Here is a 12,615-nt window from a genome sequence, read left to right as displayed (position 1 = left end):
GTTTTTCTAAAAACTTTCGTGTATATTTGAGCAACAAAAAACATACAAAACAAACGACACTATGATTACCTTTCCCAATGCCAAAATAAATCTTGGCCTGAATATTGTTGAAAAACGCGCCGACGGTTACCACAACCTGGAAACCATTTTCTATCCCATCCACCTGCAAGACGCACTGGAGGTGACGCGAAGAGAAAAAGACGACACTCCTTATACCCTCCACGTAAAAGGAACTGCCCTTGAAGGAGCTCCGGAAGACAACCTGGTAGTGAAAGCCTACGAGCTGTTGAAGAAAGACCATGAGATGCCGCCCATCGACATCCACCTGTTCAAGCACATCCCTACGGGTGCGGGACTGGGAGGCGGTTCGTCCGACTGCGCTTTCATGATCAAGCTGCTGAACGAGAAATTCCGCCTGAACCTGAGTCTGGAAGAAATGGAAGCTTACGCCGCCCGTCTGGGTGCCGACTGTGCCTTCTTTATCCGCAACCAACCGGTCTTTGCCACTGGCATCGGCAACGTTTTTGAGCCCATCCGCCTGTCGCTTTCAGGCTGTTACCTCGTGCTGGTGAAACCGGACATTTTCGTATCCACCCGCGAAGCCTTTGCCCATATCACTCCCCACAAGCCAGAGGTTTCCTTGAAGGACATCGCCCGCCAGCCGGTAGAAACATGGAAAGACAACATGAAGAATGATTTTGAAGACAGCGTTTTCCTGCAATACCCGGAAATTGCCGCTATCAAGGACGAACTGTACGACCTGGGTGCCGTGTTCGCCAGCATGAGTGGTTCCGGCTCCTCGGTGTACGGCATCTTCCGCCAGCCGGTAGAAAACGTGGACGAAAAATTCGGCGGCTGCTTCTGCCGTCAGAGAGAACTGGACTGATAAAGTCCGGTTTTCTCTTATACTATACGAAGCAAAATCCATTATTCCAATCACGTCATTTGATTTTCAATCCCGGCATCAGGGGTTTCACATCCACCAGTTCCAATTCTTTCACCATTGAAAGTGTCCCTTGCTTGTATTTCTGAAAATGGGATGTTTTCAAATGGTTGTCGTAGGCCGCACGGTCGGCATAGATTTCGAGGATGGTCACTTTGTGCGGTGCTTCTTTCTCGGCAGTGGCATAGAGTGCCAATACACCCGGTTCCAAGCGCATGGAAGCTTCAATTTCTTCCTTCAGGAAAGCATTGTAGGCCTCCAACTGGGTCGGGTCCACAGAAATCTTTGACAGGCGCACCAGGTTGTTTTCAGCAGGAACCGGCCGGGAATATTCTTCCTTGATGATGCGCAACGCCTTGATGGCCGCCGGGAAACCGATATACGGCAGACACTGGATGACGGCAGCAGTCAGTGTTTCGGGCGTGTTGCCCACGTTGAGATTGCCGTGATAGTGCGAACGAAGCTGACTTTCGGCTTCCAAAGTTGTCAGCACACAGTAGCCCAGCAATTCGCGTGTCGGCAAATCGATGGCGCCCCGGCTGTATATTTCGCCAAAGAAATAATCCGTGAGGAATTGCTCCACCTGCTTGCCCATATCACCGGGCAATCCTTCCATCACCGAAGCGATGCCGCCGGGATAGAGCCGGTCCTGAATGACCTTGCCCGTCGCATGACGGGTTTCCTCCGTCACCGTGCCTTGCTTTTCCAACGGCAATGAGATGCCCCGCTCCTGAAACACTTCATTTACCGTAGCCACGGCATTCAGCATTTTAGGGAAACCGATGAAAGGCGCAGTGAGATACATCACCTCTCGCAGCTCTTCAGGAGTGACTCCGACATTAAGTGCCGCCCCTGCATGGGCTTTCAATTGCGGAAGTGTCTGCATGGTAGCAAGGGTGATGCAGGTAATCATTTCACGCTGTTTCAAGGTAAGGTTGCCCGTTTGAAATACCTCACCGAAGATAAACTTCTGCAAAATATCCATCATTTCCGGGTCAGTACCCTGTCCGGTCAAGGCTTTCCTGCCGAACAGCGTGTGGTAATTCTGCTTGCATACTTCTATTCTATTCATACTATGGTTTATTGTTTGTGCCATCATGGACAAGCTACTTGCCAGCACGAAGGCTATTATGATACTGATTACTTTTCTCATATACTGTATTTTCGGTTATTTATCTAAATGCAAAAATACATCGTGATGAACGAAAATCCCGTAACCATAAGTTGGCAGAATATACCATTTTTACAGAATTTACAACCTGCATAAAACATTGTCAGTTAAATACTTTATCTTTGTATAGACACAACAAGAAAGAGTATGAGCACTATATTGAAAGTAAGAAATGTCAATGATTACGGGAATTATCTCGGTTGTGTCACGAAACATCCATTTGTTTGCGTGGTAGACTATGCCGAGGTGTCCCCCATACGTCACAGTCTGAACAATTACAGTGTGTACGGACTGTTCCTGCGGGACGATGCCGATGTAGCCTTGGACTATGGCCGTGGCAAGTATGACTACCACAAAGGTACGCTGCTGTGCGTGGCACCCGGACAAGTGGGAGGCAAGGAAGACAACGGCGAACAGGTGTCTATTACGGGGTGGGCACTCCTGTTCCATCCCGACCTGCTGCACGGCTTTCCACTCGAAAAGCACATCAAGGAATATTCTTTCTTCGACTACCGCGTCAATGAAGCCCTGCACATGACAGATGAGGAGCATGACATCCTTATCTCTCTCATGCGCCAGATACAAGACGAGTTGTTCAAAAAGCCAGACGAGCTACAGAACACCATCCTTGTAGGCTACATCGAACTGATGCTCAACTTCTGCCAACGGTTCTACAACCGCCAGTTCTTGACCCGCAAGGTAGAGAACTCCGACATTCTCGTCCGTTTCGACCATCTGCTTCGCGATTATTTTGAAGACAAACTACAGCTGACCCTCGGCCTGCCTAGCGTGCAGTATTGTGCCGACAAGCTGTGCCTGTCACCCAATTATTTCGGCGACGTCATCAAGAAAACCACTGGCGATACGGCAAGCAATCACATCCGTCGATTCATCATCCGGCTGGCCAAGAACGGACTGGCAGCGGGCGAAACCGTGTCGCAGGTATCCGACAGACTCGGCTTTGAATATCCCCAGCATTTCAGTCGCATGTTCAAGAAGCAAGAAGGCATCACTCCTTCCGAATACTGCCAGCAGCTGCACACCTAACAAACAAGCCATCCGCAATTATCTGTATAACGGTAAAATCATTTATCTATCTGGCTCTCCGTGAAGGGGTCGGCACGGTGCCCCATCAGATCTATCTTGGCGTAGGCAGCGTCAAACTCCTCCATTTCGTAAGGAGTCAGCCGTACGGAAGCGGCACCGAGGAAGTCAGCCAGATGGTCAGGATTAGTCGTTCCGGGAATAGGGACAATCCATGATTTACGCGAGAGCATCCAAACCAGGGCAAACTGCGCCGGAGTCACCCCTTTACGTTTCGCCCATTCCTCCACGAGATAAACCAACGGCATATTGTGTGTCAATGCTTCAGGCTGGAATTGCGGCAGATTATACCGCCTGTCTCCCTTTTGGAAACGGCTGTGTTCATTGATTGTTCCCGTCAGGAAAGCCCGTCCCAGCGGGCAATAAGGTACAAAGCCGATACCCAGCTCCTGAAGCGTGGAAAAAATCTTGGTCTCCGGTTCGCGCCACCAGATGGCATATTCACTCTGCACGGCTGAAAGCGGACATACCGCATGTGCCCGGCGTATGGAGCGGGCACTTGCCTCAGACAATCCCCAATGCAAGACTTTCCCTTCCTGCATCAAGTCTTTTACCACCCCAGCCACCTCTTCCATCGGCACATTCGGATCCACACGGTGCTGATAAAGCAGGTCGATATGGCCTGTACGCAAACGGCGCAACGAACCTTCCACTGCCCGCCGGATATGGTCCGGCCGGCTGTTCAGAGCGGTCGGCTGACCCTCTTCTACCCCGAAGCCGAACTTCGTCTCGATTTTAATTTTGTCACGGAATGGGGCAACGGCCTCGCCCACCCATTCCTCACTGGTGTAAGGCCCGTAAACCTCTGCCGTGTCGAACAACGTAACCCCTTGGTCGTATGCCCTCCGAATCAGGTCTATCATCTCCTTCTTCTCATATTTGCCTCCATAGTAGCCCACCATCGGCAGACAGCCCAAGCCGATGGCAGAAACTTCCATCCCGCCCAGCTTGCGGTGTTCCATCTCTTTTCTTTGTACCCGATTGTTTGACGATGCATTTGTCGCGCTCTCCCCCACCAGCCTCGTTCCGGCAAAGGCCTGCCCTACGCCTGTCATCATTCCGATTGCGGCCAAGGTATAACCGGAAGCCTGTTTCAGAAAATTTCTTCGATTCATAATCTCCTGTTTTTTTTTAGTCTTTATGCAAAGGTAGCGGAGAACAGGCCGTAGGTATGTAACAATAACTCGGAGGTGTGTACCCGTTTCACTGATTTTCTTTCAGCATCTTCAGGGCGATGTCCATATACCGCATGATGTCGGTCGTAAGCTCGCGGTGATAGACATCGCTACGCTTGCGACCCAGACGCACCACGATGGCATCCAGTGCGGGGATGGCGATGATGTATTGCCCCAGCATACCGCGCATGTAAGGACAACGCATCCCGTGATAATCCATAATCCACGTCTGAAAACCGTAGTAGCTGAGTGAATCCTTGCCCCACTGGTCTTTCAGGTACGAAGCAGGACGCATCAGTTCGTCCATATAGGCTTCGGATACCAGTTGGTGGCCGTGCCAATTGCCGCGGTGCAACAAGAGGCTTCCGAAACGGGCCACGTCGCGAGCCGTGGTATGGAAGCAGCAGAAGGCTTTCTCGTCGCCGTCTTTCTTGTCGAGCAACCAATAGGCATCACGTTCGGCCTGCATCGGACGCCAGAGCTTCTCTTCGGCATAGTCGCTTAGTGTTTGCCCGGTGGCCGCTTCGATGACAAAAGCCAGCAGTTGCGTCTCACCGCTACGATAAGAATACTGCACGCCGGGCTTTTCCGTCACGTCCAAGCCCGTCACCAAGTCATACAAATCATTACCGTAGTAGCCATGCGTGGTAACGGAGAAGAGCGACGCATACGCCTCATCCCACGCCATGCCACCGCTCATGGTCAGCAAGTCGCGCAAGGTAACATCGGCCTGCATCCCTTTCGTATAGGCCGGCAGGTAGCGCGATACAGGGTCATCCAGACTGTGAATCTTTCCTTCGTCGAGGGCCACACCCGCCAACAGTCCCACGATGGTCTTTGTGGCAGAATAGAGGTTCGAGGTCAGCGTATCGTTCCACCCGTCACGGTAACTCTCAAAAAGGATGCTGTCACGATGAATGACAAGAAACGACACGGTGCGCAGGCTGTCCAGATAGTGCGCATCCCGCTCCGTGAGTCGGTAGCGGTTATAGTCGGCAGAAAGGGGCCAGTGCCACACGTCGTCGGGATTATGGTGTACCGTATGCCGGTGAAAGGTTTCCAAGTCGTCGATGACAGGCATCCAGTGGATGAGCGCCTGACGGGCATAGTAGGGCAAGGAGGCATACACCACCCCCAGCACCACGACCAGGGCAATGAGCAGGCGGAGGATGGTTTTCTTCGTTGTTTTCATAGGGAATATTCTGCTAATATATCAAATAGTCAGCTCATGCAAAAATTCTGTGAATCATCCGGCTTCCCAATATCTTCAAGTATTCTCCCAAGAAGGAGGCCGAGCAACCCGCATATATGAAACCTTGTCCTGAGAAACTTCATACATATTTCTTGTCCGTATCTATTTTCTTGTCCGTATCTATTCAAAAGAACCAGATTCTCGACAGTTCAGGCTCCTCATTTGAGATGAAATTGACCGTTTCTGCAAACTTAACAAAAATCTCCGGAAACATCTGCAAACAACGGATATTTCCCCATTTTCGAGGGGACAGGGCTTTTCCCCGAAAAATGAAGCCCGCCATTGATGTGATTTTTCTCAATGACGGGCTACAGATTCTTTGTATTTACACCAGACTCAAACTAACTATTTCGCATCTTTCCAACCTCCCTTCACAATTACAGGAGCACGGTGTTTCTTCTTCCAAAGTTCACGGGCACTGTCTGAGGAAGGAGCTGTTAAAGCACGTGAAGTGGCGTAATTCCTGTTGACGATATCATAAGCCACGAAATCTTCATAATTATATACCCAGTCCTCACCTTCCGACAATTCCATTATAACCTGATAGATTCTCTCACGGCTTGGAGCATTAAACGGCGAATCATTATAGCGCATCATACTGTTTTCTGTAGGACGGTAAGCCCCCTTTCCATACAAATAAGCACCTTCATACAAGCCTAAGCCCTCACCGGCATAACGCGAATCGTTCAAGAAATGAGCCCATCTTACCTCATTTGCATTGCTTCTCCAATCCACATTGGCACCCCATTTATAAGTGCTCCATTCCTCGTCCATAATATCACGTTCAGAAGCAGGCAATGTCAGGTTTTCATACCCACCTTCCACGTATTCATCCATCAGTCGGCCCAGTCCATGGCCACAGACTTCATGGTTCAGCACCTCGTTTACTCCCGACATCATATAACCGACATACGACCTGTCGCCATAATACATGACAGTATAACTCCGACCATTACACCCTTTGTTGTAAATTACCGAAACCATCTGATAAGAAGCATTTTCCAGTCCTGGAACTTTGCTGGCATACTCGAAACAAACCGCATTGTCCTCGTTTATCCGATGCACTGCATTCGAAAGGAATTCCGCATTGGGCGACACAACCTTCACACAATAGGCGTTGAAACGGTCTCTAAACGATTTCAAAGGCTCATAAGCAAAGTATTGGTCTACTGCGCTTCTCATCACCTGTTCATACAATCCATTATCACCCATGTCCTTATCCACAAAGCCCTCGCCCAGGAAAACCAGATTGATACCTTTTCCTTTCGTAGCCTTCTGCAGGGTAACCACCTCCCCGTCGCGCGAATAATCAGTGGAGGTATACAGTTCAACATCACCCAAGTATGCGGACAATACGCTCTGGATGTCATTACGGTTTTGTGTCACACTCTGGAAGACCACCTCCTGGTTCTGGTCAACCAGAAAAATGGCAGGAGTGAATCGGGTGAAGAAGCCCGGTACTTGATTGTCTCCTGTATATTCAAAATTCTTCCATGGAATCTGTTTTTCATTGATATAATTTACGACTTCAGGTCTGGAAGCCACACTATATCCTATTATCTCAAAGCCTTTGGTCTTGTACATCTCATACAATGGCAATAACTGCTCTTCCATGTAGGCCGTTGAGAAAGGACAAGACGGACTCCAATGCAGTATGGCTGTCAGCTTATTCTTCGAAAACTCCGTAGCCGAAGAGATTGACGTACCATCCAAAGCCTGTACGTTGAAATCGGCTGCCGGCAGTCTGACTCCGGAGATATCAAAACCTCCTCCGATGCAGCCTACCCATAAGTCTTTCCATCTTTCATGATTAATGATTGCATCCGGAATTTGTCCACTAAAATTATTGTAACCCAAATCCAACGTTTGCAGCTTGTCCATCAGTCCAGCAAAAGATTCGGGTAGTGTACCTTCAAGCTTGTTGTCAGATAAAACCAGGGAATTCAGCTGCTGAAGCTGAGAAATGGATTCAGGCAATGTGCCGGACAGGCTGTTATATTCTAAATAGAGCCACTCTAAATGACTCAGCTTCCCAATTTCAGAAGGAATGCTACCCGTCAGATTATTGTTATACAAATAAAGTCCGACTACGGTTCCATCCCACGACGTACTGACACCATACCATTCTGATACAGGTTTATCACTACACCAGTTGGTATTATCCGTCCATTGTGGCCCGCCTGTTGCCTCATAAAAAGCAATCAGTGCCTCTCTTTCCTGTTGTTCAATGTTGTCTGCATTCTCATCGACCGTCAAATCATACACATGACCGGCCAGAAAACCTCCTGCGGGAGCCGCTTTACTCATGATGAGATCTCCAACCCCATTGTTATCTTTCCGGTAGAAAGCAAGCGTATTATTCCCCGAAGTTGGAAGAACGGCCACATAACAGGTAACCACATTCTGACTCTCAATCACATCTGAAGGTATGGAATACCAAATGTAATCCAGCATGTCCGACGTAATTGTTTCTTCCTCATAATCAAAATATGGAGTGGCTCCAGACTGATTATAGGCATACATGATAGGCTCTCCCGAAAGGATGAACAATCCGGTTGTACCTTTAAGAAGTTCGGATTGGATTCTTAACTTTATAAAGGCAAACAAATGCTTAAAATTCAATACCAGCTCATTACCCGCTATCGTTCCTTTGGCGTACATCAAATCCGTTTCAGCCGATGGAAGGCCCGAGGAATATTGCTGGGTCAAATCCGGAAGCGCAATTTTAGGATAACTGATGGAGAGGTTATCATAGGGATAAAATGCATATACTTTTTCCCCGTCCTGTGCTTTCAGACGGGTACCCGCAGGAGTAAAATCCACTTGCTTTCCCCCTGAAACCGCACTGTAGGGCAACAAAGAAGACTGTTCATCTGTAAACAAACCAATCTTGTCATTCGCCACCCATGACACGCTCACTTTATTCTCTCCTTCTTCGTACGCAGTCCTTGAAGAGGATTCTATATTACCAATCACATTGATTTCATCCTTACCCCCAAACACATTTTCATCTGTACAGCTAAACATTGTCCATACAAACAAAAACAAACTGATATAGTTTTGTATCTTTTTCATCATATCTGTTCTTTATGGTTAATAAACTATTTCCATTCTTCCACCGGCATGTCTTCCGGACCTCCAATTTCTGGCTGAAAGATTCTTCCGCTTTGCGTGAGGGAAATTTTCTTGCTGACTTCTCCGGAACTTACCGTGACGATGCCGGTACGAGATTCCTCACCCGTATTTTCCGAAACAGAAATTGACAGTGTATGCTGGCCGGCACCACCCTTTGACGGGCTTACGCTCAACCAGGAAGAGGAAGCGGCATCCACCGATACAGACCACTCTGCGTTGCAACCAAGATTCACTTCAACCGACTGTGACTCGTAACCCAGACTCCAGGACAACTGACTGGAAGGGATAGAAAGGGTGGTTTCGAAGCCGCTTTGTGTAAAGACAATCACCTTGCTTACATTTCCGGAGCTTACCGTGACGGTACCGGTACGAGATTTCCCGTTTGTATTCTCCGAAACGGAAACCGACAGTGTATGCTGGCCGGCACCACCCTTTGACGGGCTTACGCTCAACCAGGAAGAGGAAGCGGCATCCACCGATACAGACCACTCTGCGTTGCAACCAAGATTCACTTCAACCGACTGTGACTCGTAACCCAGGTTCCAGGACAATTGACTGGAAGGGATAGAAAGGGTGGTTTCGAAGCCGCTTTGCATAAGGACAATCACTTTGCTTACATCTCCGGCACTTACCGTGACGGTACCGGTACGAGGTTCCCCTTTTGTATTCTCCGAAACGGAAACCGACAGTGTATGCTGGCCGGCACCACCCTTTGACGGGCTTACGCTCAACCAGGAAGAGGAAGCGGCATCCACCGATACAGACCACTCTGCATTGCAGCTGAGGTTCACTTCAACCGACTGTGACTCGTAACCCAGGCTCCAAGACAACTGACTGGAAGGTATATCGAGTGTCGTATCAAATCCGCTTTGCGTGAGGGATATTTCCTTGCTTTCTTCTCCGGCACTTACCGTGACGGTACCGGTACGAGATTCCCCGCTTGTATTCTCCGCAACGGAAATCGACAGTGTATGCTGGCCGGCACCACCCTCTGCAGGGGTTACACTCAGCCAGGCTGAAGATGCGTCATCCACCGATACGGACCACTCTGCGTTGCAGCTGAGGTTCACTTCAACCGACTGTGCCTCGTAACTCAGGTTCCAGGACAACTGACTGGAAGGTATATCGAGTGTCATATCAAATCCGCTTTGCGTGAGAGATATTTCCTTGCTTTCTTCTCCGGAACTTACCGTGACGGTGCCGGTACGAGATTCCCCGCTTGTATTCTCCGCAACGGAAATCGACAGTGTATGCTGGCCGGCATCACCCTCTACAGGGGTTACACTCAGCCAGGCTGAGGATGCGTCGTCCACCGATACGGACCACTCTGCATTGCAGCTGAACTCCACTTCAACCGACTGTGCCTCATAACCCAGGTCCCAGGAAAGCTGGTCAGAAGGAATGGAAAGGGTGGTTTCAAACCCGCTTTGCGTAAAGGAGATTTCCTTGCTCAATTCCCTGGAACTCACCGTGACAGTACCGGTACGGGAATCCTTGTCCGTATTCTCCGACACGGAAATCGACAGCGTATACTCACCTGCATTACCCTTTGAAGGGGTGACGCTCAACCAGGAAGAGGATGCGTCGTCCACCGATACAGCCCACTCTGCATTGCAGCTGAACTCCACTTCAACCGTCTGCGCCTCATAACCCAGATTCCAGGAAAGCTGGCTAGAAGGGATGGAAAGAGTTGGCTGTTCTTCTTCCGATGAAGGAGAATCTTCAGAACATGCATACAATGTGAATAACAGTAAAATCCCAACGAGGAAGATGGAAATTTCACCTCTCTTTTTTAAATTGACATTGATTGACATAATATTAAATTTAGAGTACGACAATAATACAAACGAAAAATCCAAGAGTCTTAAAAGCACATTTCCACTTTCTTAAAAACGACTGTCCCCCCAAACGGACATCGCCTATTCTTTTCCCATAAAAACAGTTCTTCTTTCAGGCAACCATAGATTGTTTCATCATCCAGACAATCACACAATCCCGTTTTTCATAGCATTTTCTCTCTGCCTAACAAAGATACAATATTCAATAAAAATATCAATATTTTTCACAAAATATTATTCAAAATGAAAACTTCTATTTACAATTATCCTAAATCCACTCTTTTTTTTATTTTATTTGTACCTTTGCCCCGCAATAAAAACGAACTGAATTTCTCATCATGATACATTCTTTCCACACCCCTACCGAAGGCATCGCCTTGCCGAAGGCCTTCACTTTTCCCTTCCACTACACTCCTCACCCGCTTACCCGACTGGCGGCGGAAGAGGTGCGCCAGTACCTGCTCACGCGGGACGACTGGCAGGAAGAGCTCCGCCAGGGAAAGATGTTCGGGGTACTGGTCATCCGGGATGGAGAAGGAAAGCTGGGCTACCTGGCTGCTTTCTCGGGTAATCTGGCCGGCAGCAACCACCACGCGTTTTTCGTGCCGCCGGTGTACGACCTCCTGCAACCCGACGGGTTCTTCCGTATCGAGGAGGCGGAGATTTCGGGCATCAACCACCGGATTGCGGCACTGGAGGCCAGCGGGGCTTACCGCTTGGCACAGGCGGCATGGAAGCAGGCGGAGGAAGAGGCTCAGGCCACACTGACCCGTGAAAAACAAAAACTGAAAGAGGAGAAGGCCCGTCGGGAACAACGGCGGAAGGAAGGGGTTTCTTCCGAAGAGGCGGAAGCGATGTCGCGCGAGAGCCAGTTCCAGAAAGCAGAGTTCAAACGGCTGGAACGGCGGTTAAAGGAGAAGGTGCAGGAGGCCGGAGAGGCTTTCCAGGCTCTCGACCAGGAGATTCAGGCCTTACGCCACGAACGGAAGACGCGCTCGGCGGCACTCCAGTTACGGCTGTTTTCCCAGTTCCGGATGCTCAACGCCCGGGGCGAGGTGAAAGATTTGTGCGAGATTTTCCAAAATACCCCGCAGAAGACTCCGCCTGCCGGAGCGGGGGAATGTGCCTTGCCCAAGCTGCTCCAGTATGCGTACCTGCATCACCTCCAGCCTCTGGCCATGGGCGAGTTCTGGTGGGGCATGTCGCCCAAGGACGAGATACGCCGCGAAGGGCATTTCTATCCGTCGTGCAAGGGGAAATGTGAACCGATTCTGAAACACATGCTCGTGGGGCTGGAGGTCGAACCGAATCCGCTGGAGGAAGATGTGCACCGGCAGACGGCCCTGGAGATTCTCTACGAAGACGAGTGGCTGGTGGTGGTACACAAACCGGCGGGCATGCTTTCCGTACCGGGCAAAAACGACCTCGATTCCATCCTCCAGCGGTTGCACAACCTCTACCCGAAAGCCACCGGACCGCTTATCGTGCACCGGCTGGACATGGCGACGTCCGGACTGCTGCTGGCGGCCAAGACGAAGGAGGTGCACAAGGAGCTTCAGGCACTTTTCGAGACGCGCCTCATCCGCAAGCGATATACGGCCATCCTGGAAGGGGAACTGGAAACGGACGAGGGTATCATCGACCTGCCTCTCTGTCCGAATCCGATGGACCGCCCGCGCCAGATGGTAAGCCGGGAATACGGCAAACGGGCGGTCACGTCCTACCGGGTACTGGAGCGCAGGGATGGGATGACAAGGGTGACGTTTTATCCGCATACGGGGCGCACGCATCAGCTCCGGGTACATGCCGCGCATCCCGAGGGACTGAATCATCCGATTGTGGGCGATGACCTCTACGGCCAGCCGTCCGACCGTCTGTATCTGCATGCCGCCGCACTGGAGTTCGTGCATCCGGTGACGGGAGAAAAAATCAGGATTGCAAAAGAGGCTGATTTCTAGCCATTTACAACAACCTTATCTTTGCCCCAAAAACGTAAG

8 protein-coding genes are annotated in these 12,615 nt (G+C 50.0%); 3 read left to right on the top strand and 5 right to left on the bottom strand.

From position 1 onward, the window contains the following. The first annotated feature begins 61 nt into the window (after window positions 1–61). A complete protein-coding gene (gene ispE, locus BQ7480_RS06065; RefSeq protein ID WP_072542141.1) occupies window positions 62–886 on the top strand; it encodes a 4-(cytidine 5'-diphospho)-2-C-methyl-D-erythritol kinase in 825 nt (274 codons plus the stop codon). A gap of 55 nt (window positions 887–941) precedes the next feature. On the opposite strand, the gene BQ7480_RS06060 is transcribed toward ispE, so the two are convergent. Next, complete coding sequence (locus BQ7480_RS06060) at window positions 942–2,015, bottom strand: carboxymuconolactone decarboxylase family protein (protein WP_394332620.1); 1,074 nt, start codon at window positions 2,013–2,015, stop codon at window positions 942–944. Window positions 2,016–2,261: 246 nt separating this feature from the next. On the opposite strand from BQ7480_RS06060, the gene BQ7480_RS06055 reads away from it, so the two are divergent. After that, the gene (locus BQ7480_RS06055; protein WP_072542140.1) at window positions 2,262–3,161 is read left to right on the top strand and encodes a helix-turn-helix domain-containing protein; all 900 of its coding nucleotides are present in this window, start codon (window positions 2,262–2,264) and stop codon (window positions 3,159–3,161) included. 38 nt (window positions 3,162–3,199) lie between these two features. Here BQ7480_RS06055 and BQ7480_RS06050 read toward each other — a convergent pair whose 3' ends face one another. The 4 genes from BQ7480_RS06050 to BQ7480_RS06035 form a co-directional block, all read right to left on the bottom strand. Then, window positions 3,200–4,180: an aldo/keto reductase gene (locus tag BQ7480_RS06050; RefSeq protein WP_394332646.1), complete on the bottom strand. Its 981-nt coding sequence runs from the start codon at window positions 4,178–4,180 to the stop codon at window positions 3,200–3,202. A 241-nt stretch (window positions 4,181–4,421) separates the two neighbouring features. Then, window positions 4,422–5,585, bottom strand: coding sequence for a serine hydrolase domain-containing protein (locus BQ7480_RS06045; protein WP_072542138.1), 1,164 nt, complete (start codon window positions 5,583–5,585; stop codon window positions 4,422–4,424). Between the two features lie 405 nt (window positions 5,586–5,990). Next, window positions 5,991–8,723, bottom strand: coding sequence for a fimbrillin family protein (locus BQ7480_RS06040; protein ID WP_072542137.1), 2,733 nt, complete (start codon window positions 8,721–8,723; stop codon window positions 5,991–5,993). Between the two features lie 23 nt (window positions 8,724–8,746). Further along, a complete protein-coding gene (locus BQ7480_RS06035) occupies window positions 8,747–10,594 on the bottom strand; it encodes a BACON domain-containing protein (RefSeq protein WP_072542136.1) in 1,848 nt (615 codons plus the stop codon). Between the two features lie 362 nt (window positions 10,595–10,956). Here BQ7480_RS06035 and BQ7480_RS06030 point away from each other — a divergent pair, with 362 nt between their 5' ends. Continuing rightward, entirely contained in the window at window positions 10,957–12,576 is a 1,620-nt protein-coding gene (locus BQ7480_RS06030; RefSeq protein ID WP_072542135.1) for an RluA family pseudouridine synthase, read from the top strand. The last annotated feature ends 39 nt before the right edge of the window (window positions 12,577–12,615 follow it).

Origin of the sequence: Bacteroides mediterraneensis (assembly GCF_900128455.1) — a bacterium.
Lineage (GTDB): Bacteria > Bacteroidota > Bacteroidia > Bacteroidales > Bacteroidaceae > Phocaeicola > Phocaeicola mediterraneensis.
This window is presented reverse-complemented; position numbering and strand designations above follow the sequence as displayed.